Origin of the sequence: Anabaena cylindrica UHCC 0172, from assembly GCF_034931625.1 — a bacterium.
Classification (GTDB): domain Bacteria; phylum Cyanobacteriota; class Cyanobacteriia; order Cyanobacteriales; family Nostocaceae; genus Anabaena; species Anabaena cylindrica_A.
In genome coordinates, this window is the sequence record NZ_JAYGGY010000001.1 from 59,627 (window position 1) to 85,424 (window position 25,798).

At 36.8% G+C, this 25,798-nt stretch carries 18 protein-coding genes and 1 pseudogene; 4 read left to right on the plus strand and 15 right to left on the minus strand.

The genetic code is table 11. The annotated features are described in order from the left end of the window. Window positions 1-286: 286 nt before the first annotated feature. A complete protein-coding gene (locus VB713_RS00295; protein WP_323309590.1) occupies window positions 287-1,678 on the minus strand; it encodes a hypothetical protein in 1,392 nt (463 codons plus the stop codon). A 217-nt stretch (window positions 1,679-1,895) separates the two neighbouring features. Here VB713_RS00295 and VB713_RS00300 point away from each other — a divergent pair, with 217 nt between their 5' ends. Continuing rightward, on the plus strand, window positions 1,896-3,485 hold the full coding sequence (locus VB713_RS00300; protein WP_323309591.1) for an Hsp70 family protein: 1,590 nt from the start codon (window positions 1,896-1,898) through the stop codon (window positions 3,483-3,485). A gap of 20 nt (window positions 3,486-3,505) precedes the next feature. On the opposite strand, the gene VB713_RS00305 is transcribed toward VB713_RS00300, so the two are convergent. From VB713_RS00305 to VB713_RS00330, 6 genes are all read right to left on the minus strand, one after another. Next, window positions 3,506-3,982 carry a hypothetical protein gene (locus VB713_RS00305; RefSeq protein WP_323309592.1) on the minus strand — a complete coding sequence of 159 codons (477 nt, stop codon included), beginning with the start codon at window positions 3,980-3,982 and terminating at the stop codon, window positions 3,506-3,508. 204 nt (window positions 3,983-4,186) lie between these two features. Next, window positions 4,187-4,720 carry a L,D-transpeptidase gene (locus tag VB713_RS00310; RefSeq protein ID WP_323309593.1) on the minus strand — a complete coding sequence of 178 codons (534 nt, stop codon included), beginning with the start codon at window positions 4,718-4,720 and terminating at the stop codon, window positions 4,187-4,189. A 219-nt stretch (window positions 4,721-4,939) separates the two neighbouring features. Next, complete coding sequence (locus VB713_RS00315) at window positions 4,940-5,452, minus strand: L,D-transpeptidase (RefSeq protein WP_323309594.1); 513 nt, start codon at window positions 5,450-5,452, stop codon at window positions 4,940-4,942. An 81-nt stretch (window positions 5,453-5,533) separates the two neighbouring features. Beyond that, window positions 5,534-6,169 (minus strand): bifunctional 4-hydroxy-2-oxoglutarate aldolase/2-dehydro-3-deoxy-phosphogluconate aldolase, encoded by a 636-nt coding sequence (locus VB713_RS00320; protein ID WP_323309595.1) that lies wholly within the window; start codon window positions 6,167-6,169, stop codon window positions 5,534-5,536. Between the two features lie 57 nt (window positions 6,170-6,226). Continuing rightward, the gene (pabB, locus tag VB713_RS00325) at window positions 6,227-8,320 is read right to left on the minus strand and encodes an aminodeoxychorismate synthase component I (protein ID WP_323309596.1); all 2,094 of its coding nucleotides are present in this window, start codon (window positions 8,318-8,320) and stop codon (window positions 6,227-6,229) included. Window positions 8,321-8,389: 69 nt separating this feature from the next. Then, complete coding sequence (locus VB713_RS00330) at window positions 8,390-9,313, minus strand: ion channel (RefSeq protein WP_323309597.1); 924 nt, start codon at window positions 9,311-9,313, stop codon at window positions 8,390-8,392. Window positions 9,314-9,400: 87 nt separating this feature from the next. Here VB713_RS00330 and VB713_RS00335 point away from each other — a divergent pair, with 87 nt between their 5' ends. Next, window positions 9,401-10,579, plus strand: coding sequence for an MFS transporter (locus tag VB713_RS00335; protein WP_323309598.1), 1,179 nt, complete (start codon window positions 9,401-9,403; stop codon window positions 10,577-10,579). A gap of 274 nt (window positions 10,580-10,853) precedes the next feature. On the opposite strand, the gene VB713_RS00340 is transcribed toward VB713_RS00335, so the two are convergent. Continuing rightward, complete coding sequence (locus VB713_RS00340) at window positions 10,854-13,643, minus strand: CHAT domain-containing tetratricopeptide repeat protein (protein WP_323309599.1); 2,790 nt, start codon at window positions 13,641-13,643, stop codon at window positions 10,854-10,856. A gap of 292 nt (window positions 13,644-13,935) precedes the next feature. Beyond that, window positions 13,936-14,400 (minus strand): GNAT family N-acetyltransferase, encoded by a 465-nt coding sequence (locus VB713_RS00345; protein WP_323309600.1) that lies wholly within the window; start codon window positions 14,398-14,400, stop codon window positions 13,936-13,938. A 29-nt stretch (window positions 14,401-14,429) separates the two neighbouring features. Between VB713_RS00345 and VB713_RS00350 the strand changes: the two genes are divergently transcribed. Together VB713_RS00350 and VB713_RS00355 are read left to right on the plus strand one after the other, a co-directional pair. Next, a complete protein-coding gene (locus tag VB713_RS00350) occupies window positions 14,430-14,657 on the plus strand; it encodes a hypothetical protein (protein ID WP_323309601.1) in 228 nt (75 codons plus the stop codon). A gap of 374 nt (window positions 14,658-15,031) precedes the next feature. Further along, window positions 15,032-15,814: a DUF4231 domain-containing protein gene (locus VB713_RS00355; RefSeq protein WP_323309602.1), complete on the plus strand. Its 783-nt coding sequence runs from the start codon at window positions 15,032-15,034 to the stop codon at window positions 15,812-15,814. 336 nt (window positions 15,815-16,150) lie between these two features. Here VB713_RS00355 and VB713_RS00360 read toward each other — a convergent pair whose 3' ends face one another. The 6 genes and pseudogenes from VB713_RS00360 to VB713_RS00385 all read right to left on the minus strand — a co-directional run bounded on the left by VB713_RS00360 (window position 16,151) and on the right by VB713_RS00385 (window position 25,701). Then, window positions 16,151-19,120, minus strand: coding sequence for a hybrid sensor histidine kinase/response regulator (locus tag VB713_RS00360; RefSeq protein WP_323309603.1), 2,970 nt, complete (start codon window positions 19,118-19,120; stop codon window positions 16,151-16,153). A 57-nt stretch (window positions 19,121-19,177) separates the two neighbouring features. Then, window positions 19,178-21,430 carry a methyl-accepting chemotaxis protein gene (locus VB713_RS00365; protein ID WP_323309604.1) on the minus strand — a complete coding sequence of 751 codons (2,253 nt, stop codon included), beginning with the start codon at window positions 21,428-21,430 and terminating at the stop codon, window positions 19,178-19,180. A gap of 65 nt (window positions 21,431-21,495) precedes the next feature. Beyond that, on the minus strand, window positions 21,496-21,993 hold the full coding sequence (locus tag VB713_RS00370) for a chemotaxis protein CheW (protein WP_323309605.1): 498 nt from the start codon (window positions 21,991-21,993) through the stop codon (window positions 21,496-21,498). Window positions 21,994-22,047: 54 nt separating this feature from the next. After that, window positions 22,048-23,085, minus strand: a complete 1,038-nt coding sequence (locus VB713_RS00375) for a response regulator (RefSeq protein ID WP_323309606.1) — start codon at window positions 23,083-23,085, stop codon at window positions 22,048-22,050. A gap of 607 nt (window positions 23,086-23,692) precedes the next feature. Next, a pseudogene (locus tag VB713_RS00380) lies at window positions 23,693-23,791 on the minus strand (IS1 family transposase); the annotation flags it as partial. A gap of 185 nt (window positions 23,792-23,976) precedes the next feature. Beyond that, entirely contained in the window at window positions 23,977-25,701 is a 1,725-nt protein-coding gene (locus VB713_RS00385; RefSeq protein ID WP_323309607.1) for a cation:proton antiporter, read from the minus strand. Window positions 25,702-25,798 lie beyond the last annotated feature (97 nt).

Here is a 25,798-nt window from a genome sequence, read left to right on the forward strand (position 1 = left end):
AAATCCTTGTTTATATTTTCTAACTGGAGATATAGCATTTTTTTGTCTGAATCAGGATATCCAGGATTTAAGGATGTACAGGATGTTATTTTAAAGTCTTATGTTTTTTTTGAATATTGATTTGATGATTAATTGTGAGATTTAAGATGGAATTACTTGATAATCATAATTTATAGAATATTCAAAAAATATCAACATCAGAAAAATTCTCACATTTAAAAAAAATTAGACTCAGTTAGTATCCTGTCAATCCTTAAATCCTGGATATCCTGATTCAGACAATTGATTAAGGATTTGGAAATCTATCCCAACCATACCAATGAAGTATTGCTAACCACGCGACTGATAGCAAACCGGCTAGACTGAGGGTTAAACCACTAAAGGGTATTAATAACGCAAAAACAGGTAAAATAGCTCCAGCAATAGTACAAATAATTGCAGCTAAAGAAGTATGACGATTTGAACCTAAACCATAGGTTAAAATGAGGAAGATAAATGCAATCATTGTCCAAGCTAGTTCAGCATTTATTATCCGCGCCATGTAGGTTAAAGTTAGCAAACAAGCTAAGAAAACAGATCCAGCTATAGCGACATTTTTTAAATTCATTGGTAGAGACAAATATAAAAGTAATATCCACCATAAAAATAATGCTGGAGCTAATAGTAATAATCGGGGGATAATGCCAGTATTTTTGATGGGTTGAGTGCTGGTAAATACGCCAAAGGGATTTTTGACAGAAACGTTTTCATCAAATGTCCAAATGAATTGGGTGCTGTTGCCATCAACTTTGATATTCTTGGGAACAATGCCACTAGCGAAGTCTGCATTTCTAAAATTGGCAATTGCGATCAGACGGAATTGAGAAAGTAGTTGATTGGCGGCACTATAAACCCAGCGTGAACCACCTTGTGCTTGATAGGTAACTTTAAATGTTGTTTCTTCCCCTGGTTTTAAACGAAAGGGAAAACCATAATCACCGGGATTTGTTTGTTTTAATTTTGTACCGTCACGTTCTATTTTGTAATTTGTTAGTAGTGAGTATCCGTTAGGTGGTGGTGCTTCAAAGAAAAAGTTATCAATATCGCTGAGTGGGTTAATAACTTTATAATCGGCGGTGTAGTCAGTGTTGTAAATAACGCTGCTATTTTGAACGTTGACACTTTGGTCTATTGTGACTTGAATTTGTGAACCGGCTAGTGTTAGGTAACGGGTAACTTTTTGTTTATCGTTGACTTTTACTATTTTGCCTTCAACTTGGGTAGTGTAGCTGTATGGTTCTTCTGTCGTGTAGCGAATTTGAGGCGCACTTTGTTCTAATTTATCACCAGCAACACTTTCGGCGACTTGGGCTATTTTGGCTTGTTCCCAGTGGTGGTAACGATTGCTGAGGGTGGAAAATAGGAAAAATCCGGTGATTGATAAAATTAAAATTAGGGCTAAATGCTGGATTCCGCGTAATAATTGAGAATAACGAATCGACCATTCACCAAAAAAAACTGCTTGTTCGGTGGTGTTGCGTCTGAGGGAAAAACTTATTAGTGCGATCGCTACTCCCAAAGCTACAATTAAAAATACCAATAATAATGATCCTTGAAGCAGTTGAGTGCCAAATTGTACTAACTCATGGGGATGTGTTAAGTCTGGCAAACCGGGAATGCCTTGAGCAGAAGGAGACATGGGCAGTTATTTGGGTAATTTGAATAATTAGACCGATGTAATATAACAAAAGTTGCTGAACAATAACTTATGTGTTTACGTCTTAGTGCTATATAGCAGTTTGCTCCCGTTAGGAGGTACAACATCTCAATTCAAACCTATAGACAAAGCCAGTTTTACTCCTGACTCCTGACTCCTGAATTCTACTGTATTAATATATTTATTATTTCTTGAAAATATGGCGATCGCTATTGATTTTGGTACTAGTAACACAGTCATTACCCGCTGGAATCCCGTCACCCAGAAGCCGGAAACTATCAACATCCCAGATTTATCAATTCAGCAACATTTCAATCCCCCACTGATACCCAGCTTGGTGTATGTGGAAGATGCAAAACAAAGTCAGATATTAGTCGGGCAACAAGTGCGCGATCGCGGTTTAGATATCAAAGGTGACTCTAGATTTTTCCACAGCTTTAAACGGGGAATTGGTGCAAATATCCCAGGTTTTTCACCGGAAATAGATGGAAAAATCATTTCTTTTGAACAAGTAGGTGAATGGTTTTTAAGTAAGGTAATTTCTGAATTAGCATCCATAGAAGGGGGAATAAATTCTTTAGTTTTAACTGTACCCGTAGATAGCTTTGAAGCTTATCGTCACTGGCTGGGTAAGGTTTGTCAAGCACTGCCAGTTGAACAAGTGCGGATATTAGATGAACCAACGGCTGCTGCTTTGGGTTATGGTTTGGCAGAACAGGAAAATCTCTTGGTAATTGATTTTGGCGGTGGGACTTTAGATTTATCTCTAGTGAGTTTAGAGCAAAAGACACCAACCAATGTGGGATTTCTGCTCAAATGGGGTAAAAAATCTCTGGCTGAAGACTCGAAGCAAAAAGTCAAAACAGCCCGTGTGTTGGCGAAAGCAGGGCAAAATCTAGGCGGTATTGATATAGATAATTGGATAGTTGATTACTTTGCGAAAAATCAAGGATTTCCAGTTAATTCTCTGACAACTCGATTGGCAGAAAAGTTAAAAATTCAGTTATCTACCCAAAATCAAGCTAGTGAATTTTATTTTAATAATGATACTTTTGAAAGCTATGACATGGAACTTAACCGCCAGGAACTAGAAGAAATTCTCAAAGAAAACGGATTTTTTGACCGCTTGCATGAGGCGATGATGACGCTGTTACAGCAAGCACGTCGTCAGGGCATTGAACTAGATGATATTAATGCAGTTTTGTTAGTTGGTGGATCTGTACAATTAGCCGCAATGCAGACATGGGTAAGCCAATATTTTGAGCCAGAAAAAATTCGGTGTGAAAGTCCATTTGAAGCGATCGCACAAGGGGCATTGCAAATCACCCAGGGTTTAGAAATTAAAGACTATCTCTATCATAGTTATGGTGTGCGTTACTGGGATCGTCGTCACCAACGTCACAGCTGGCAACCAATTATCAGGGCTGGACAGGCTTATCCCATGATCCAACCAGTAGAATTAGTTGTGGGAGCTTCTAGAGAAAATCAACCCAGCATAGAATTAGTTTTAGGGGAATTGGGTGCAGAAACCGGCGGCACAGAAGTTTATTTTGATGGCGATCGCTTAATTACTCGTAAAATTAACAGTATGTCCACCACCGTTAAACCGCTGAATGATCAAGAAGGTGCCAGAAATATTGCCCAACTTAGCCCCCCAGGATTTCCGGGGAGCGATCGCATAAAAATCCTGTTTCAAGTTGATGAACAGCGGTTTTTACGCGTCACCGTCGAGGACTTGTTAACAAATGACACCTTAGTACAAAATCAACTTGTCGCGCAGTTGAGTTAAAAGCAAAATACTAGACACGATTACCGTCCTGAATTCCAAGACCTGAGTTTGGTGATGACAGGTTTGTCAGGTGTGGAAAAATTGAGTCGATATTGTATTATTGGTACATAAGAGCCATTCCCTTCATGGACAGTTACAAGAAAAGCTGTTTTATAGCGTGGATCTTTACTAATTTTATCTATGTAACCAGACTGTATTTGTTGAATATTTAAGAGTTTTGCTTGTTTAAATCCTGGTCGGGAAATACAGACAATTGGGGAAGCATCTATATACTGACCTGAGTAAAACCAATAAGTTTGTCCTTTAATTTTCAATTCGGATTTATAAACAACAGTGAATCTGTCAAACTCTTCTAATTGTTGATTTTGTTGACAGTTTTTATCAATATATATTTCTTGAACATTGGTTTGAGCATTAGTTTGAACATTAGATAATCCGCCCATCATTAAAGTGAGAGTCAAAATTATTGTAGTTTTGAAAGTTAGGCTTTTAATCATGATTTTTTTCTAGTAATTTTTTTAAAGCACCAAGCAGTCTTGGTTATACCACCTGATTGACAGTTGCTAATTGCTTGGCTGTGCGATCGTATTATGTGTCTTGTTTGAATGGAATTTGAATATGCATTTTCTAGAACCTTTGTAGAGATGTTCCAGGGAACGTCTCTACAATTTTTTGTACTCCTATGTCTAATTCTGTTTCATCTATCGACGCACAACCACCACAGTCCCAGTGGAAGCCCAATTGTATAATTTTCGTGCTTGGCTAACTGGCAAATTAACGCAACCATGACTCATAGGAGTGCCAAAATTGTTATGCCAGTAAGCACCATGAATAGCATAGCCTTGATGAAAATACATAGCGTAAGGAACATCAGGAATATCGTAACCTCTACCACGCATTCGATTAACACGATATTTGGAATTAATCTGAAACCTACCCACTGGTGTAGGGGTGCGGCGTTTACCCGTAGAAATTCGGAATGAATAAACTAGAGTTTTACCATCCCATGCCCGTAATCGTTGCTCAGATAAATCAATTTCAATTCGGCGAGATAGGGATATTTGCTTAGTTTTAGATACAGTAGTGCTTTGATTTACTGTAGTTGCATTAGCCGCTGTCATTTTGGGGTTACTGGTTGGTGAAGACCAAGAGAATAAAGTCACCAACATCAACACTAAACCTGTACAAAAAGTTCCAGAGGAACGTATTAAAGCACTGCGAATCCAGCTTGGCATAATCCAATTACCTTTTAAGATTTACTGTTATCAGTCCGTGCAGGATTTATCAGGATTTACGCCAAATTCAAGGAAACAGAGATTTTCAATCATGTTTACTCCCCTTCTTCTATTTTACCTATCCTGGGTCGCCAAGAACTGTTTAATTGTTCTGATTTCCTGTGATTTAGAGACTGGGAATGTGGGAGGAGAATCACTAATCCCCAATCTCCAATTCCCCTATTTCTTAATAACCACTGGTGTCCCTACATCAGCCCACTCAAATACCCATTTAGCATGATTGGGTGCAAGATTTACACAGCCATGACTAACGGGTGTACCAAATCTGTTGTGCCAATATGCTCCGTGAATGGCATAACCGCCTTGATAATACATAGTATGAGGAACATTGGGAACGTTATACCCTCTACCTTGCATCCGAGTTTTTTTCAACTTGGTTTGAATTTTAAAAGTCCCAACGCGAGTGGGTGTAGATCGTTTCCCGGAAGAAATGGTGATTGCATAAACAGGTTTGTTACCTTCCCAAGCAATTAAATTTTGCTTGGTGAGGTCAATTTGAATCCAGCGTTGATCAGATTGTTTTAGTGTTTCAATAGCTGTAGCAATTTTATTATTATGGGAATTTGCCCAAACTTGACCCGATACGGGAGTCAAAATACTAGCGGAGACGAAAGCGCCCGCAAGTAATATTTTTAAGGGACGCACGCAGTTAGGATAAATAAGGTTCTTCATGGTAAATACACTCCTCTTCGCTAATTCGTAATTGGTGACGGGTAATTGGTAAGTTTTCTTCTGTTCCCTGTCACTTAACTACTAATTTAATGTCAGTATAAGCTTTTTTGCTTGAAGAGCGATCGCACGCCAATTTCCATCTAACACCCATTCTTTAGGGAATAATTCGCCACTTAAGCCCACTGCTACCGCTCCAACTTGTAAGAAATCTTTAGCATTTTGTAACGTCACCCCACCAGTAGGGATTAAGGGAATATGACCAAGTGGTGCTTGTAAACTTTGAATATAGCTGGTTCCTCCCACTGCTTGCACAGGGAATACTTTGACACAACTTGCGCCCTGATTCCAAGCAGTAACAATTTCTGTAGGTGTAAGTGCGCCGGGGATAATCGGTACATCTTGAGCGACTGCGGCTTTAATCATTTCTGGGTCAATATGGGGACTGAAGAGAAATTGCGCCCCACAAGCGATCGCATCTTGCAACTGCTGGACATTAAACAGCGTCCCTGTACCAATAATACAGCCCGGTAATTCGGTGCGGAGTAAAGAAATTAAATCAGCAGCGCGATCGCTATTCCAGGTAATTTCAATCAGCTGCATTCCCCCAGCAGCCACAGCAGCAGCCATTTTTGCACCCAAATCCATTTTAGGAGCGCGAATAACTGCGATCGCTCGATGTTCCTGTAACTGTGATAACCAAACTTGATTCAACGTCATCTCAAACACCAAAAAACCTCTGCGTACCTCCGCGTTAACCTCCGCGCACCTCTGCGTTTAAAAATCAACGTAGTATAAATCCGGGTTAAACTCACCATGAACAGTAATCAGTAAAGCCTCAATTAAAGCCTGTGCTTTAAGAATAGTTTCCGCAAATTCCGCTTCCGGTTTTGATAAAGCCACAATTCCACCTCCCACCCCAATAGAAATTTCATCAGGAGTCAATATAGCAGTCCGAATTACCACATTCAAATCTGCTGCACCATTCACAGCTAAAAACCCAATTGCACCAGAATAAACCCCTCGTGCCTCCTTTTCCAATTTATCAATAATCTGCATTGTTCTAATTTTTGGCGCACCCGTCATTGAACCACCAGGAAACGCCATGCGAATACAGTCAGTTGCGCCCATATCTGGACGTAAACAACCGCGAATAGTTGAAACCATTTGATGCACAGTTGCATAAGTTTCCACATCCATTAATTTCGGAACATGAATACTACCAACTTCGCAAACACGACCTAAATCATTGCGTAACAAATCCACAATCATCAAATTTTCAGAACGGTCTTTTTCACTATTCCGCAAATTTTCCCGTAAAATCAAATCTTCTTCCAGAGTTCTCCCCCTTCTTGAAGTTCCCTTAATAGGTTTAGTTTCCACCCAACCTTGAGAATCAATTCTTAAAAATCGTTCTGGAGAAGAACAAGCAATAGCCACATCACCAAAACGAAAAAATGCTGAATAAGGAGCCGGATTTATTTTGCGTAAAGTGCGATAAAATGCCAAAGGTTCAGGAATTGTATTTGTAGATAATTTATTTGTTAAACAAACTTGATAACTTTCACCCTCATGAATTTCCTGTAAACAATTTTTAATATCATTAATATAACTTTGATGAGAACGACTTAATTTAAAAATCACAGGTTCTTTAAATTGCGACAAAATAGGTAATAAAGGTAAAAGTTGATTAAGTTGTTTTTCAATCTCATTAAACCAAATTTCTGCTAAATGCGATTTCTCATTTTTTCCTAAATATAAAAGATAGACATTTTTTTCTTGATGATCAAATACAATTATCTGGTCAGCCAGGATAAACACCGCATCAGGCAAATCTGAAGAATGCACTAATTTAGAACCACATTCCATCTTCAGTTCATAACCAAAGTAACCAACGAAACCACAGTTAAAATCAAAAGGTAAATCATCAGAATTGCAGTATCTTGGCTCAAGTTCTCGCTTCAGATAATCGAATATACTTTCTGTCCGGTATGTGCTTTTACCTGATTGTGTAATAGTAATTTCTTTAGTTTGGGTACGATACTCAATTAACAAGCTATTCTCTCCATTACTACCTCCCATAAAAGAGAAGCGCGAAAGACCAGAATTGACATCATTACTATCGAGCCAAAAAGCGTTTATTTCTTTACTAAAAAGATTAACAAATACCTGTTCTGAATCAGGATAAATATCTAATTTTTTACTGTAAACTGTAAATTCTTGGTTTAATTTTTGTCGAGAATGAGTAGTAGAACAAGATGAAAATAGTTTTGGCTTTGATTCTTGTTCATGAAATTTTAATGTGATTTCTCTAAAATTATTCAGCAATTTTTTACCATACTCAGTACAGATTGATTCAGGATGAAATTGTACACCCCAAAATGGTAAATGACGATGGCGCAAAGCCATTACTAATCCTTCTTCAGTCCAAGCTACTTTTTCTAAACAGTTTGGTAAATCTTCAGCAAGAATCAATGAATGGTAACGGACAACTGAAAAAGGATTAGGGATTCCTGTAAATAAATCCGAGTCATTATGATAAATTTGGCTTAATCTTCCGTGTCTAACTTCTGGTGCATGAATAACCTTACCACCATATAAATAACCAAGTCCTTGATGACCAAGACAAACACCAAGTAAAGGAATATTTATATTTTGGATTATTTGTTGACAAATCCCAAAATCTTTAGTTTTTTCTGGACGACCTGGCCCAGGAGAAATGACAACATTATCAAATTTTAGTTGTGTTATTTCTTCCCAATTAAGTTGATCATTATGAATAACAATAGGCAATTCGCTATTTACTTCGGCAATGATTTGGAATAAATTAAATGTATAAGAATCATAATTATCAATAATCAGTGTTTGCACTTCAAACTTTCCCTTATGAACAAAGAGTAGAGATGACCAAAAGATTAATTCAAAAAAATGGTTTTACTGCTATCTAACCTCATCTACAGGTAAGACATCGTGGAAATGGTTATAGTCAACATAGCGATGTCCATCCGGTGTTCGATGCATAATATCAACAAATCTGCTATTCCATAAAATATCGTTAGCAGCATAACTATGACGAGCATGGACAACCTGTGCCACAGTTTCATCAATACCACTAACAGAAACCATTAGTAAGGATTGTGTCTTCACCAGTGACTCTGATGTCATCCCAAACAAAGGACTAGATTCATCAATTATATGCATAATTGTCCAAGATAAAGAGAAATTAGGTGTCTGGTTTCTGACTAACTTGAGGTCATGAATTTTACGTAAAGACGCTCCATCTTGATTTACCTCATCACGCATTAAATACAGTCGTATCTGTGCCTCTAAAATCATATTGCGGCGCTGATTTGCAGTACGAAATAACAGAGTTGGTAATCCTTCCTGTAGCATAATTACCGCTACACAGCTAAACATCACACGGGCAGTCGGTCGGGAAAAACGAGCAAAGGCTAATCCTGTCATCACGGCAATTCCCACCACACCAATCATCGCCTCAATAGTCACTATGATATTGGCATAAGTTGTTGTGGGATACATTGCACCATAGCCGATAGATGCCAAGGTTTGCACACTAAAAAAAAAGGCATCTAGAAAAGAGCCTGGTTGAGCATTAGCGATACAATTTCCTCCTAATCTATAAGCTAAGGCAAATAGAGTATTAATAGCTACATAAAAAACACAAATCAGGCTCAAGAAGCCTGACCAGGGAATAGTTAGCAGCAAATGATAAGGATCACGCCAGTATGAATGCCATACCCCCATACCTATAATTTCAAATTGCCCATTGCGGATTTTGATATGAACTCGTGGAATGATAGGCTGTTGGCGCTTTTGGGAAGGTTTTTTGTGTCTAAATTTCATGAAGAGTAGTCGAAAGCATGGTGAATGGTACTATGACTGAAGTTGAATACAACCATAAAGCAAAAACCCGGTGGTTATTAATTACTGATGAATCGCAATTTTTGGATTACTGCTTTAATTGCCTTTGTTAACTCCCTGAGTTTTACGATTTTAATACCTATTATCTATCTTTATGGCAAACAATTTGGTCTGAGTGATTTCCAAACCAGTTTATTATTTTCTATTTACTCTATAGCTCAGTTTTTTGCAACTCCTGTCATTGGCAAACTCTCTGACCGTTTTGGCAGGAAGCCTTTATTAATCATTAGTTTAGCTGGAACTGTAGTTGCTAACTGTATAGCTGGAACTGCAACAACGGCAAGCCTGTTATTTCTTGCAAGATTTTTAGATGGAATCACGGGTGGTAATGCTTCTGTTGCTCAAGCAGTGATTTCTGATATTAGCAGTCCTAAAAATCGCGCCCAGGCATTTGGTATTTATGGGGCTGCAATGGGTTTAGGCTTCGTTTTAGGACCAGCTATCAGTTTAGTAGCACAGCAAATTTCTTTGGGAACTGCATTTTTAGTTTCTGGTGGAGTTGCGTTTGTGGCTTTGTTGATGACTATTTTTTTCTTACCCGAAACTCTCAAAAATAAGATTACAAAATCTAGTAATATATTCGATTTGGGTTTAGAGAATTTAATCAAAGGTTTAGTAATGCCAGGAGTTGGCATTTTGCTATTCATTAATTTCTTAACTGGCACGACTTTTACTATGTTTACCTATGCTTTCCAACCTTACTTTATTAAGGTTTTGGATCAAACTAGCCAGTCTTTAACACTCTTGTTTTTAGTCTTTGGCACGCTAGGTGTAATTATGCAAACCTGGGGCGTGTCTGTGATGATCAAGAAATTTGATGCAGTTAAAATTTTGTTTTTAGGTCTATTCTTTCGTAGTCTGTCATTTGCCTTAATGCCAGTTTGGCCGAATATTACTTATTTTGTCGCTATCAGTATCTTGTTTTCCCTGTTTAATTCCCTAGTGCAACCAATGATTAGCACGTTAATTTCTCTCAATGCTAAACCTGAAGATCAGGGAACTGTATTGGGTTTGAATGCATCTTATTTAAGTATTTCTAATGGTATTGGGCCTGTAATTGCTGGACTGATTGTCAAACAATCTAACCCTATTACCTATGGCTATCCGTTATATTTAGCAGGAGGGCTAACATTTTTAGTTTTAGCTTTTGCAATATATAACCGAAAAAGATATAGCAATCCTAAATAGGGCTTGTGGAAAAAGTCTTTTGGTTAGGGCTAGGAGTCAGGAGTCAGGAGTCAGGAGTCAGAATTAGAAGAAATAAATAACAGAAAAAATGTAAATATATGTAAGTATTCAGAATATAGAATATTTGATATGGCAGAAAACAGGGAACAGGGAACAGGGAACAGGGAACAGGGAACAGGGAACAGGGAACAGGGAACAGAAGAGAAAAATATTCTTCTTCCTCCTGACTCCTGACTCCTGACTCCTGACTCCTGACTCCTGACTCCTTCTTCAATCATCGCCACTCACCCTGTAACATAAATGCAGCCCAATAAAATGGGGAATTCCACTTTTTTTCTTGCCACATTTCAATTTGTGCTTGGCGTAATGCTGAAGCAGGTTTTAAATTTTCTTGTAACATTTTTTGGTAAAATTTCTGCATTAATATGGAAGTTCCTTCATCATCGACACTCCACAAACTCATGACTACACGGGGACTACCTGCATACATAAATGCTGTTGTTAATCCCACTAATCCTTCTCCGCGAATATTTTCACCTAAACCTGTTTGACAAGCACTAAGTACAACTAATTCCACGGGTAGGTAGAGGTTATAAAAATCAAGCAGTCGCAAAAAGCCATTTTGGGGTTTACCTTTTTCGTTAAACAGTGATAAGACTACCCCAGATAATTCTGGCCTTTGATTATTGATGATTCCGTGAGTTGCAAAATGAACAATTTGATATTGACTGAGTTGGCGACTAGTAACTAAATCACGGTTAGCAGCAAAGCCTAAAACTTGCAACCGCTGATCTTCAGGTACTAATTCTAAAATATTGTCTGCTTCCTTGCGGGTAAAGCGTAGACGATCAAATTTAACACTATAATTATTGGCGGTTCTGTTTAAAGCCAGGGTATTTATATTATTTTTTTTAACTGTGAGGCGTTCGTCATATTGACTAAATACGGGATCTGCAATTACAGCTAGTTTTTTAGGAGGTAATTTACGTCCTTGGTGTTCACGTCGCATGATGGCTAGTGAGGAAGCTGAAGGGAGAGAGATAATTTCGTATTTGAGTAGTAATGGTTCATAGTTGTTGCTTGTGGTCAGCGCCCCAAATGGTAGATACTGTAATGCACCATCGCTAACGATGACTAGGCGTTTGTGTTGTGATATTGTCGCATCTGGGGGTAGGATTATTTGCGTTAATGGTGCTGCTGCTTTTGCAATTTGGACAAAGCTGTCTCTCTGGCTGGGTGCGGTTAAAGCTACAGAAAATTTCTGGGCTGCGGCTTCGATTTCGATACGTTTGGGTAGTTCATAACTGGAGATATTGGTTTTGCTAATTACCCAAAGATAGCTGCGTTTTTCTCCTAGGAAGTATTGCAATAGCAAAGTATCTTTGTCTAATACTTGCTGCTGAATTTCTGTTAGTGTCAGGGGTTTGGGCTGAGTTAAGGCGGCATAATGTGGACTGCTAGTGCGGATTTGTGCTTTCAGTTCTCTATATTGATCGATAAGTGCAGCAATTTCTGTTTCTATGAATTGGATTTGTTGTTGGGTGTATTTCCTATTGAGTAAATCTATCCGCTGTTGTTCGACAGCATCAAATTTTTTTCGTAAGTTGCTTTCTGCTGTGAGTAGTTTGGGATCTACGCCTTGACGGATATCGACGTTAGCTTCTGCCAACAATTCTAATAGACTGCGGGCGCGGGTGCTTTCACTAGCTTGGAGTGCGATCGCATCATAACCTTTTGCTGGTTGCTGTTTGTGCAATTGCATTAGTAAGTCAATATAGAAGGCATAAACCTTGTGCTGTGAGGCAAAGTAGAAAGCACGTAAAGCTTGACTGGCGATGTTGGTACGTAAATCTTCAATAATTTGGATTGCGGCTTCAATTTGGATTAGTGCTGCTGGCAAGTTACCGCGATCGTATTCTAAATCGGCGATATTAAAAAGAGTATTAGCCTCACCCTCTTTATCCCCTACTGCTTGTCTCAAAGGTAGCGCCTGTTGATAGTACGCCATTGCCTTGTTATCATCTCCTAAATTGGCGTAAACTTTACCAATGCCAGTTAGAGTGATAGCTTCCCCACTAGTATCTTGTACTGCCCGCCTTAAAAGTAGTACTTGTTGGTAATATGCCAACGCCTTGTGCTTATTTCCTAAATCTGAATAAGTTAAGGCAATATTATTCAGAGTAGCGGCTTCGCTGCCTTTGTTACCTGTTTTTTGGGTGAGAGGTAGAGCCTGCTCAAAAAAAGCCAATGCCTTTTGCTTTTCTCTGAAAGAACTGTAAACCCTACCAATGTAATTGAGAGTAGCAGCTTCACCATCTTTATCATTTGTCTGCTGCATGAGGGATAATGCCTGGTTGTAGTATTCCAGCGCCTTATTTTTCTCTCCCAGATAGGAATAAACTAAACCAATATTATTAATAGTTATGGCTTCACCCTTTTGATCACCCACAGCCCGTCTCAGAGGTAATGCCTGGTGGTAGTATTCTAGTGCTTTCTGTTTATCTCCTAAATCAGAGTAGATTTTACCAATGTTGTTGAGGGCAGTGGCTTCATCCTTTTTATTCTTTACCTTCTGTATTAACAGTAGTGCTTGATTTAAAAATGTCAGTGCCTCAGATTTTTCTCCTAATAAACTGTAAACCCTGCCAATTTCAATCATGGTTCTAGCTTCACCTTCTTTGTTACCTACCTTTTGCATTAGAATTAGTGCCTGATTTAACAGTTCTAGTGCTTTGTTCTTGTTTCCCAAATCAGAATAGACTAAACCGATATAGTAGAGGGTTTGAGCTTCATTCTCTGTGTCGCCTATTTGTCGCCATAATTTTAAGACTGTTTGCCATTTCTCAATTGCCTGTCGCCGTGATTCTGCTGTACCTTGTTGTTCAAGTTGCAACCCCTCTTGATCAGCTTTTTTAGCCGCAGCACGTTTTGCCTCTAGGGATGTTGTTTGTGCTATGGGCTGATATCTAGCAACTGCTAACCCAGGGTAGGAAAACAAAAGTATGCCCATTAAGAAAGCGAGAGTGCGATGATCACGGAAAAATGAGAGAACTAGTTTTGGCATGAAAATATACTAAATCTCTAACAATTTTTGCATACTCAATATTTCAGCTTCTTGAGGTGATTTTCCAGATTACAAATCATGACCATAACACCGGGAAGTGCTGTACACTACTACACAAGCGAAGTCCTCATGAAAAATCAAGGCTTTTTCCAATTTGGACAAGGTATTAATTTGGTTGATATATTAAACCGGTATTTTGGCAATAAAATTTAGATGCGTTTCCCCTGAACGTATCCTACAAGAAAAATTAAGTATCACACTTGTTTAAGTCCTATATTTTTTCTGAATTAAATTATTCAATAGTTTTTTCCATCACAAAATTAATAAATAACTGCCCTCGACATTCTACTTCTTGTTTTTTTACTACAATAAAATTTTTACTAATAAAAAAAGGCTTGGCTGTGATACTAGCTTCTGTAAATAACTTGGTTATTCCTAAAAATTTAGCCTGTAACTCTATAGCATCTAAGATTTTTGTCCCAACTCCTCGCCTTTGAAAAGCATGATGACAATAAAAACAATCAATATGACCATTTTTTTCTAAATTACTAAACCCAATAATTTGGTTATTCTCTTCTGCAACATAAGTAAAACTATTACTCAAACGATTAACCCACATTTCGATATCTAACTTAACTGAAGCCCAAGCCTCTACTTGTTTTTTACTATAATCACGAATATTTATATTATGAATAGTGTCAGCAAACAAATTTATAATTTCTGGTGTATCTTCTATTTGATAAATTCTCAAATTCATAAAATATCTCCATCAAAAGGTAATTGATTATGCAAAAAAGCACTAATAAAAATATTCAAGAAATACCCTCTAGACAAACACCAGGCAAAGATTTATTAATAGCTAAAGGTTGGCAAAAAGAACAATATATAGGTATTACAATTCTTTTTATATGCTTAATTGCCCTAGTCGGATTTTTGAGTCGTAGAGTTGAATATGCTTTAATCTTTGCCTTAACTCTGAGCATCATTTTAATTGTTTTCTTCCTCAGTTTTTAAAATTTTAGTACAGCATAAAGAAAATAACCAGGACTTGCTGATAGCGTAGCGTCAGCCATAAAAGTCTTTTGGTTAGGGTTAGGAGTCAGGAGGAAGAATTAGAAGAATAGTCTTGAATCTGTTCAAATTATAGGTTTTTGGTAGTTTCAACTTGAATTTTAATAAATTGTAACTTTCTCATCTTGTTCAGATTAACTCTAGGTGCTGGCATTCCAGGAATATACTTTTGTAAAGCTTTCAGTAAATTTAACTTGTATTTAATACAACTTTCATATAATATACAAGTTTGTTTGTAAAAATAACCACTTATCAGGCAAAGACTAATTTGTAAATTGCCTGTAGGTCTAAATTTGTTGTCTTAGTCAGGTGAAAAAATGTTGTTGTTCTTAAAGCTGATTGATTATCTATTAGCAGCTGTTTTTATTAGTGCTGCAATTATTCTTTATTTCGATTCTAGCAATCAACAATATGTAATAGTTGGAGCCGGAGCTTTAGCTGTTGCGTTTTTTTTGTTTCTACTCAACAGAAACTCAGTAAACAATGCTCATAAAGAAGCGCAAAAGACTGAACTGGAAAAAAAAGCTGAAATTTACACCTCTTTATTAACTAATAGTAATTCCTTGGAAAACAATACAATTATTCCCGCTAGAGCTAAAGCTTTGGAGTATTGTCAAGACTTAATTGATGATTACAGAGGCACTAGAAATTGGGCAAGAAATCTTTACTATGTCTTGCAAATATCTACTGTTATTTTGTCTGGTGTCACACCAATTCTAGTTTTAGTAGATAAATTAGAAGCTGGACAATCTTGGTTGAAGTGGCTGCCAGTAATTTGTCCAGCACTTGCATCTATTGTTGCCAGTATTGTCACCTCTTTTCCTTTTCAAAAAAATGCAGTTGCTGCTAACACAATTGTTGAGTTATTAGAAGCAGAACAAGAGAAATTTATCTTGGGAATTACCCCTGCTTATCGTTGTTATGATGTCACTGATGAGGTGGAACAACAACAACGGATTAGTCAATCTGTAGAACAATTTATTACCCAAGTAAATAACATTCACCTACAACAAGTACAACAAACTGAACAACAGGATAAAAAGAAAGAGGCACCTACAACTGAAAGTTCTGAACCAACTAGAAACGAACAGCCTGCTTAAAATCGAATCTGATTTGGGTAATATCATAATTGTAAGCATATTGCCGTTAGGCTTATGCTTACTAAAAATCAAATAGAATTACTATATAAATGATTCAATGCTATACTGCAAACGGGTCAAACTTGGACTTATGTCATACTGACCGTAACGTAGTGCAGGGAAGTATCTCGGAGATTCTAGAGCCTACGGCACGCTACGCGAACACTTCGTTCAGAATGACACTTTTAACCCGTTTTTAGTATATATCAAACATTCTTTATTCTGAATCCTTACATAGATAAAATTAGGATTTATGCAAAAACCCTTTCTTCTTTCTGATTCCTGAATTCTTACGATTCAATTATTGGCAGATTCAGTTTCTGCTATTCTAAAAATTATTTCTTCCAATGTCCGCAACAAATCTTGTTCATTATAAGGTTTAGAAAAATAAGCTCGCGCTCCTAATTGCATTGCTAATTGGCGATGTTTGTTACTACTACGAGAAGTTAACATGGCAACAGGAAGACTTTTTAAGTCATCATGAGATTTGACACGTTCTAGAAAGCTATAACCATCCAGACGTGGCATTTCAATATCACAAATTACAGCTTGCACTTTTAAACCACTTTCTAGTTTTTCCCAAGCATCTTGACCATCTTTAGCTTGTTCGACTTGATAACCTCCTTTTTCTAAAGTTAGAGCTAAATAACGACGGACATTAATCGAATCATCAACAATTAAAATCATACCCTTTTGGTGACTAGGTCTAACTATAGGTTGATTTTTTTGTGGTTTGAGAAAAGCTGTCTTTAATTTAGTTGTAGGTAATTTATTACTTCGATGAGGACGTTGATTGCTAGTAATCCAAGATACTAATTCACTTGTATTTACTAGCGGCACTACTCGACCATCACCGAGAATTGTACAGTTACTAAAACCATCAGGTAAAGGTATGTTGCCTTCAACTTGGCGAATTGCGACTTCTTGTTCACCCCAGCAACGATCTATTTGTACGGCGACTGGTTGATGATCATTTTTAATGATTAACACGCTACTGGCATTAATTCCTGTGGGACTTTCTATTTCTAAATTATTGTAATGGGAACAATTAAACTCAAAGTAATTACCCAGACGCATTAAGGGTAACATGGTATCTTGCCATTTGAGAAATTCTCCTCCATCCATTGAAAAAACTTGATCATTTTCTAATAAAAATATTTCTGCAACTACATCTGTAGGAAATGCCAAAACCATCCGGTGGTTGATACCGCTACCAGTCTCACTCTCTACTAATAAAACTCGCGCTACAGACAGTGTAAATGGTACTGATAATGTAAAAGTTGTACCAATTCCTGGCTGTGTATCAACTGTAATATCACCCCGCACAAGTTTGAGGTTATTTTGAACTATATCCATACCTACACCACGGCCAGATAAAGCTGTGACTTGATCTGAAGTGGTAAAACCTGGCTCAAAAATCAGTGTTAGTAGTTCTTCTTCACTGGCAGTAGCTATTAATGCTGTATCTAAACCCATAGCTAGAGCGCGGTGGCGGATTTTTTCTAGAGAAATGCCTCTACCATCATCCCTCATGCTAATGATTGTGCGATCGCTCCGATGATATCCTTTAATTTCAATCAATCCTTGTTCTGGCTTCCCCTGAGCGTGACGGGTAGCTGGATCTTCAATCCCATGATCGAAAGCGTTCCGTAACAAGTGCATTAGTGGCTCATTCAAAGCCTCTAAAATAGTGCGTTCAATTAAGGTTTTACCACCTTCAATTTTTAACTGCACATTTTTACCATACTCAACATTTAAATCACGGATTGCTCTCGGAAAACGCTCTACTAAGTCAGATAAAGGACGCATTCGCACTTGCGTTAATTTTCTCTGCGCTTGCTTCGATGTTTTATTCAACTTCCGGGCAATTTGATCTGTATCATCAACACTGAGTTGAATATCACTCGTGACTTCTGCTACCTGAACAATTGTTTCCATCACATCCTGAGATAGCAGGTTTAATTTTTGATGGCGATCTATTTCTAAACCTTTTACCCCAGAATCTCTCATCTCTTCCTCTGAAGTTAATACTCCAGCAGAGACACTTTGGGTCATAATTTTCTCATATGCCGAACGCACTTCTTGATGTTCTTGATCGAGAATTTGCACTCGTTGGCTCAGTCCTAATACCAGTTTGCGTAATCTTTCTAATTGGGAATTTAATCCATTCCGCTGAATAATGATTTCTCCAAATAAATCATTAATTTCTTCTAATTGTTTACTCGGAACTCGGACTGTATTTTCATGAATTTCCTTATCTTTAGAAATACCAACTATTTCGCTTTTGCGTTCAATATGCTTATAATCTATAGAGGGAATCTCTTGAGTAAATGCTATATTAGGTTCAGGAAACTCAACAGCATTAATTTCTGGTGGTAATTCTACTTTTAAAGATGTTAAATCAGGAATTAACGCCTCTGCAATTAGAGCATTTTCTTGTATTTTTACTTGTACAGGCTCAATAATCTGCTCTTGAATATCACTAACAACTACTTCATTTAACTTAATTTCTGTTGGTAAGCTATGGCGTTGATTTGTTAATACTAAAGCTTGCGATCTTCTCCAAGCTTGCAATGCTAACTGAGCAATTTCTACAAAACGCTGAGGCTGAGTTTCTAAATAATTGGTAACTGACTCACAAAGCTGAGTAAAAGCAGGTAACTGAAGCATTTCTCCCAACCCACCCAATTCAGCAGCCATCACTCCTACTTCTGACTGTAAATTAGTTGTTGAACTATTTGCCAGTAAAGATTCTAAATTCTGCAAACACTCTTCGACTTCCGTTTCAAACAGTAGCGGAATAATTTCTTGTCCATCTTCTGGTGATAACATGGTAGTGATATCTTCTGGAGAAGGATCACCTAAACGGTCATGCAGTTCATCAAAAATTGGATAACAAAAAGTTCTTAACCATTTATCCTCTGGAGATTTTTTTTCTGACAACAACTCTACAATTTGGCGTAGCCAGTCAACTCCAGATAATAACAAACTCTGCAAATGAGTATCAATTTCTAAAGATTTTTTGCGAGTTTTGAGAACCTTAAAAGAATCTTCTAATCGGTGAGCTAAATTACTCAACAACTTAAAACCCATCATCGCTGCACCACCTTTAATAGAATGGGCAGCCCGCATAGCAGCATTAATTTTATCTAAATCAATATGTTTACTAGTATCAATTTCCAGCAAAATACTTTCTAATGTATTTAAATAATCAGTTGCTTCCTCTAAAAATTGCATCTGAATTTCAAGCTCTTTCTCATTAGTCATAAATCATTAGTCCTTAGTCGTCGGTTATTAATTATTAGCCAAGAACAAATTACTTAATCAATTGAGTTTAAAATTCTCAATATTCTTTTGTAAATTCTCAAAAATTTCCATATTTCTTTGTAATGATTCCCCAATTTGCTGGGTAGAATCACCATGAAGTTGTGAAATTTTAGCCATATCTTGCATCAATTGTCTCACAATTTGTGATGTTTCTAATTGACAATCTGAAGCCATAGCAATTGATTTTACCAAAGTATCAACTTGTTGAGAAACATCTAAAATCTCACTCAAACTTTGCTTGGCATCAGCGACAATTTGTGTACTCTCAATTACTTGACTATTTCCTACCTCCATTGCTTGCATAACTTCATTTGTGTCTCGTTTAATTTTATCGACAATTTGCTCAATTTCTTGGGTTGCAGCTGCACTGCGAGCTGCTAATTCTCCTACTTCTTCGGCTACAACAGCAAAACCTTGACCTTCTTCTCCGGCACGTGCTGCTTCAATTCCTGCATTGATTGCTAATAAGTTAGTTTGCATAGCAATTTGATTAATTAAAGAAACTACGCGGGAAATTTGTTGAGAAGATTCTCCTAAACGCCGGACTTTATTAGCAGTTTCACCTACGGTTTCTTGCAAAGACAGAATATTTTGTACTGTCAAATCCATTGCTTTTCCACTTTTGGTAGCGGTGTGGTGAGCATGATTAGCAATAGTAGTAACTTCTTGAGCGCCATCAACTAAAGCTTGCATAGAATTGGTCATTTGGTCAACTACATCTAAGGTGCGGTTGATATCATTAGCTTGTGTAATTGCTGCTTGTGTTAAGTCACGAATAGCACTTTCATTTGAGCCAAGGGAGGTATTTATTTGACTAGCAACCTGTTTTACTTGGGTAACAGTATCGCGGAGGTTTTCTAAAATCAAATTGAAAGCATTGGCTATAGTCCCAACTTCCCCAGTCATCACATCAGCTTGTACTGTCAAATCTCCTTTAGTAGCACTTTCTACCTGGCTGAGTAACTTGAGCAGTTGCCAATGTATTGTGTCTTGTTGTTGCCATTCCTGCTCATTTGTAGATTCTCTACTCACTTTGATATCTTGTTCTTTAGTTGCAGCGGCTAATTCATTATTATGTTGATTTGCCAACCCAATTTTGATGTCATTTTCAACTATAGTTTCTACTCCTGCTGATGCTTGGGAATTTGGCTTTGTTATACCCTGAGCTAACCAAGCTGCAAGCAATGTGAATAATAATGCGACTAGTGCTGTTCTCTGAACAACAAGTATCAAAAATTGCCTTTGCGGCTCAAAAGCGATCGCAGCATTTTTAGCCAAAATTAACTGCCAATTCAGATCTGGTAAACCTGCTAGTTTTTTTAATGGCACATAACTGACTAGTTCTGGCTGTTGTTTAATTGTCTGAATTCCTGTAAAACTATCAACATTTTGGATATCCTGCGGGTTAGCTAAACCAGGATATATTACTGTAGCTGCTTGACCTAATAAATCCGGCTTGAGACTGAGAAAAAACTTTCCCCTAGCATCGACTAAATAATATTCATCACTATCAGCTACGTAATTTTTGATCGTTTCTACTAATAGTTTTATGGGTACACGTGTGCGGACTACAGCAATAGTTTTTTGTGTTGCTATATCTTGAATCGGTGCAGCAACATAAATAACCACTTCGTTATTTTTTAATGTTTCTGGTTGGCTAATAACAGGAGAATTATTTTGTAGAACCTCTTGAAAATATTGCAGATTTTTTTCCTGAGTACTAGTTCCACCTTTAGATTGAATAATCACTTTTCCATTCAGGTCAAAAACCGCCACATGGTCATAGGCTTTATAAGCTGTAATAAAGCGGTTTAGCACTGCTTGCTGTTCAGGAATACTCGTACTTTTACTAACTTGAGCGTTGGTTAAAAATGGTAGAGTTGAGAGAACTTGAATATCTCCATATTTCGCCAACATAAAACGGTTAATAGTGTCACTTAAGCTCAAGGCTTGAGCTTCCTGATTACTGACAATTTGCTTACTAATGGATTTACTACCAAAATTATAAGCCATTATGCCCAGTCCAAATACTGGTAAGGTGCCGAGTGCGATCGCTAAAATTACCGCTTTCGTTCTTAATGTCAGTCGCTGTAAATACCTCACTGCATGATTTCCAAGATAATTTCCAGTCGTGTTGACATGAGACTGGCTCACCATTTCTATTCTATGATCAGTAACTTTCGATGATGCTCTCAAAGATGCTTTTTTTTGAGTATCACCACTCTGAGCAGTATCAGTTTTATTAAACATAAAATTAATTTCCCTAAATTTATGTAATAATATCAGTAAAAACTGATTTTTATTACCTTGTTCAATTAATCACCGCGAGCATTAGCATAATTTACAATATTCTGTGCATCTAAGACCAGCAATATTTCTTCTTTTTGCTCGACGCAGCCACACAAATAAGGCACTAAACTAGTTGCAACTTGTCCCACAGGAGAATGAATATCATCAGCCTTAAATTTAGCTGTACCTTTTATTTCTTGGACTACCAAACCCAAAAGCATTGATTCTACCTTAACGACAATAATATTGTACTGTCGAAGAGGATGATCTATTCCTTCTAAATTAAACATTTTTGGCAGATCAATTACCCAAATAATCCGACTACGCCAATTCATTAATCCTAAAATAAATGCAGGCATATTAGGCATAGAAGTCACAGACTCTACAGGGATAATAATCGCTTCTTGAGTATAATCAATTGATAAAACAGCAGTAGTTTGTTGATTGAGTTGAAATTTAAGGTAGCTATCTGATAAGGAATTTTTATCAGGTTGATAATAAAGGGTTAATTTGGAATTTGTCATTGATTTAATTCAACAAAACTTACATTTGTTTTTCTTAGGCGGTAATTACTTAAATTAACTGATATGTTTAGATACCATTTTCAGCAAATCTTCTCTAGTAAAAGGCTTGGTTAAATAGCCTGATGCTCTGACAATTTTAGCCTTTGCTTTATCAACAAATCCTGTTCTCCCAGTCACCATAATAATGGGGGTATTTTTGAAACTTGAATGTCTCCGTAATAATGAACATAGTTCATAACCATCTAAATTTGGCATTTCTACATCTAATAAAATCAAGTCTGGCTTACTTCTAATGATTTGCATTAAAGCTTTAATCGGATCATTAATCATTACCACAGAAAATCTCTGTTCATCTAAAAAATGTTGAATAGAATTTAAAACTGTTTGACTATCATCAATACAAGCAATTGTATATAACTTCGCCTGAGAATTTGATTGCAAATCTTTGTTTAAGTTTTCTTCAGGAAGAGGTGATTTTGTTAATTTTCCTCCTAGTTGTTTTTTAGGTTTAATCTGAGTTCCAGAACTGCTAACAGATGAAATTGGGTTTTGAATATTTTGCCGATATTTTAATGGTTTTTGACAGTGTTCAACTATTAATTGCAAATCCAAGTGACAGAACTTTGGTAATTCATTTAAGTAATTATCGGCATTAAGTTGATAGTTACCTTCTTTTAAGCCAAGAAATGATTCCAGTACTTCTTTAGCCAATTCTTCTATCAAGATTCCCGCTTGTGCAGAGGTGATATAGTCTTGTTTTACTAGCCAGCAAATAGCATGATAATCTGCGTTTGCTATCAATTTCTTTTTGCTCCTGGCTGTTGATATCAATCCCATCTGTTCATAAGTTACACTATTGAAAGTAGGAATTTGCTGATTTAAGCGTTGTAAATGAATCTCAAGACGCTCAAATACTTGATCCGAATAAGTAGCATAAGTTAGTTTACCTCCTTCTAAGTATATTGACCAAGATACTATATCTGTAAATACACTTAAACAGCCAGTTACTTTTCTAGTACTTAATTGTGCCAACAGAGATAATGGATGTAGTTTATGAAACAACCTGTAACTACCTAGAGGTGCTGTCATCATTTTGCTTTTACTTCAGCTAAATTCAATACTTGTGATTTTAATTCGCATCATACATCACAATTAAAATCAAGTATAAAACATCAAATAGTTTGTAGTCCTCAATACAAGGTCTGATATTCTGGTTTGTAGTAAAACTCAACAATAACAGTGTTAATTCAAGATGATCAAATCTTCAATAATTTTTAAGTTTTCATTAATTTACTTAAATGCTTATTTTCATCCCAAATTTATAGATGGGAAAACCGTTGATTCAGTTCTCTGTTCTAGCTATACTGCAAAATGTTCATGGTTTAACCAAATATGTAACCCCTCTCTATAGACGCGAAGAGGCTTCTCGAAGAGTACATCTCCCCGTTGCGGGGAGATACTTTGAACTTGTTTGTTGTATTATAAAAAAGTTCAAGTTTTAGCCGTTTAGAGTATAATAAGATTTGTATTCGTGTTTAGTCGCGATTAGTTTAAGCGAAACTAATAAATCAGAACATATTCATAAATCTTTTTATACAGAGTTGTACTACGACTAATTATCTGTATTTGTCATCGTGACAAATTAATGTCATTTTATAAATCCTTACTGGGTAGTGGTAAATATGTAGTGATAATAACATTAGGCGCTACAACAAGAATTATAATGATGAATAAAATACCAGATAGCACCAATATGATTATCTAACTTTTTAGAGAAGGATAAAGTCTTTCTAACTATACTTTACAAGGTCACAACTTGAGTTTTTTCAAAAGTCTGAAATTTAAGAGTGAGTCAGGATTCCATTTCTTCTTCCTGACTCCTGAATTCTTACGGTCTTAGTCAAATTTCTCCTTTGGAATTGTGGAATAAGCTAGGGGAAATATGAACATAATTCGTGATTAATTTTTGGATTTGGAATTCACTTAATCTTGATCAGATCTAACACTTAAATATCTATCTTTACGAATGGTGTTGATGACAGTTTGGATATAACTTTCTGCTGCACCTAAGGTTTTTAGTAAATGATTTCCTAACTCTAATGCTGCTTCAAATTCAGGTTGTACAACTTCTTTAGCACCCATTTGTGTCAAAAGATCAATTTCTTTGTTACTGTGTGAGCGAGCAATTACATCTAAATTAGGTGCAATAGTTAGAGCATTTTTCAAAAGTAAGCGAGTGCTGGCAGGATCTGGAAGGGCAATTGCTAAAGCTTTGGCAGTTTCTAAATGTGCTTTTTCTAAAACTAACTCAGAATCGGCATCTCCAAAAATGTAAGGAATTTGGCGCATTCGCAATCTTTGTACAGATGCTTCACTATTTTCAATTACTAAGACTGGATATCCTTGACTTTGTAATATATTGACAATTACTTGCCCAACTCTACCGTAACCTGCGACAACTACGTGACCAGTAATTATTTCTGGCATAGATATTGTTTTTGGTGCGGAAAAGCGTTGTAATAACTTTGCTAGTAAGGGGTTTTGATTCAAAAAATCTGCAATTAAAGGTGCAACTTTGAGCGACACAGGAGTAAGTAAAAGTGTAATTGCTGTTGTTCCTAATAATAAAGAATAGGTTTGTTGAGATATCAGTTCTAATTCTAAACCTACTAAGGCTAATACAAAAGAAAATTCTCCAATTTGATTGATACCAAAACTGACTATGACGGCATTTTTTAGAGAGTAGCCAAATTTCAAAACAATGCCTAAGATAATTGCTGCTTTACCTAGCATTACTAAAGTTACAAATACTAAGATTAAGCCAAAATTATTAATGAGAATAGCTGGATCAATGAGCATTCCAATTGATGCAAAAAACAAACTGGCAAATGTATCTCGCAAGGGTAAAATTTTGGCTAATGCCTGGTCAGCATAATCAACTTCAGAAATCATTAAACCAGCGACAAATGCCCCCATTGCAATTGAAAGACCTAAATGTGCAGTTATTAGAGCAACTCCTAAACAGAGGGCAATGACGACTAACAGGAATAACTCATTACTTTCGGTAGCAGCAATATTACTTAAAACACGCGGTACTATCCACCGACTTAATACAATTGCTACGATCGCAAATAGTGTGATTTTGAGGAGAGCAAAACCTAGTGCGACAGCAATATTTTCTGGTTGTTTCAAAGCAGGTAATATTGCTAACATCACGCCTAAGGCTAAATCTTGGGCAATTAAAATTGCCAGCATAATTTGCCCATGTACTGTATTAGTTTCACCTCTTTCTGTAAGTGTTTTTAAGACAATTGCTGTGGAAGAAAGAGATAACACTGCTCCTAGGAAAATACCTTGCGTGATTCCCGTAGCTAAACCTGTAAATACAGTTACTATTGCTACCAAGGCGATTGTCAAACCTATTTGCAGTAAACTACCTTTGATGGCAATTCCTTTAACTCGTTTTAGTTCTGCTAAGGAGAATTCTACACCCAATGCAAACAGTAGAAAGGCGACACCAATTTCTGCTAAAGATTTAATTTCCGCAACATTGCTTAATAACTTGAAGCCAAAAGGGCCAATAACAAAGCCGCTAACTAAATAACCAAGTATTACGGATTGATGCAACCGATGTGCTAAAAATCCTCCTAGTGCTGTACCTACTAGAACAATTGTTAGATCCAGGATTAAACTATGTTCTGTCACCATGTTATATTTTGCTTGATTTCGTCACTTACTTTTCAGGGTAACTTGACTGGATAGTACTTAACATCTACACTGCGATAGCTAAATTTAAAAAAGGCAA

Excerpts from the sequence above, each read along its gene's own strand:
- VB713_RS00315 (WP_323309594.1), bottom strand. The coding sequence starts at position 5,452 with ATGAAGAACCTTATTTATCCTAACTGCGTGCGTCCCTTAAAAATATTA.
- VB713_RS00350 (WP_323309601.1), top strand. The coding sequence starts at position 14,430 with ATGCAAAAAAGCACTAATAAAAATATTCAAGAAATACCCTCTAGACAA.
- VB713_RS00320 (WP_323309595.1), bottom strand. The coding sequence starts at position 6,169 with ATGACGTTGAATCAAGTTTGGTTATCACAGTTACAGGAACATCGAGCG.
- VB713_RS00295 (WP_323309590.1), bottom strand. The coding sequence starts at position 1,678 with ATGTCTCCTTCTGCTCAAGGCATTCCCGGTTTGCCAGACTTAACACAT.
- VB713_RS00310 (WP_323309593.1), bottom strand. The coding sequence starts at position 4,720 with ATGCCAAGCTGGATTCGCAGTGCTTTAATACGTTCCTCTGGAACTTTT.
- VB713_RS00360 (WP_323309603.1), bottom strand. The coding sequence starts at position 19,120 with ATGACTAATGAGAAAGAGCTTGAAATTCAGATGCAATTTTTAGAGGAA.
- VB713_RS00345 (WP_323309600.1), bottom strand. The coding sequence starts at position 14,400 with ATGAATTTGAGAATTTATCAAATAGAAGATACACCAGAAATTATAAAT.
- VB713_RS00340 (WP_323309599.1), bottom strand. The coding sequence starts at position 13,643 with ATGCCAAAACTAGTTCTCTCATTTTTCCGTGATCATCGCACTCTCGCT.
- VB713_RS00335 (WP_323309598.1), top strand. The coding sequence starts at position 9,401 with ATGAATCGCAATTTTTGGATTACTGCTTTAATTGCCTTTGTTAACTCC.
- VB713_RS00370 (WP_323309605.1), bottom strand. The coding sequence starts at position 21,993 with ATGACAAATTCCAAATTAACCCTTTATTATCAACCTGATAAAAATTCC.
- VB713_RS00375 (WP_323309606.1), bottom strand. The coding sequence starts at position 23,085 with ATGATGACAGCACCTCTAGGTAGTTACAGGTTGTTTCATAAACTACAT.
- VB713_RS00330 (WP_323309597.1), bottom strand. The coding sequence starts at position 9,313 with ATGAAATTTAGACACAAAAAACCTTCCCAAAAGCGCCAACAGCCTATC.
- VB713_RS00385 (WP_323309607.1), bottom strand. The coding sequence starts at position 25,701 with ATGGTGACAGAACATAGTTTAATCCTGGATCTAACAATTGTTCTAGTA.
- VB713_RS00355 (WP_323309602.1), top strand. The coding sequence starts at position 15,032 with ATGTTGTTGTTCTTAAAGCTGATTGATTATCTATTAGCAGCTGTTTTT.
- VB713_RS00305 (WP_323309592.1), bottom strand. The coding sequence starts at position 3,982 with ATGATTAAAAGCCTAACTTTCAAAACTACAATAATTTTGACTCTCACT.
- VB713_RS00300 (WP_323309591.1), top strand. The coding sequence starts at position 1,896 with ATGGCGATCGCTATTGATTTTGGTACTAGTAACACAGTCATTACCCGC.
- VB713_RS00365 (WP_323309604.1), bottom strand. The coding sequence starts at position 21,430 with ATGTTTAATAAAACTGATACTGCTCAGAGTGGTGATACTCAAAAAAAA.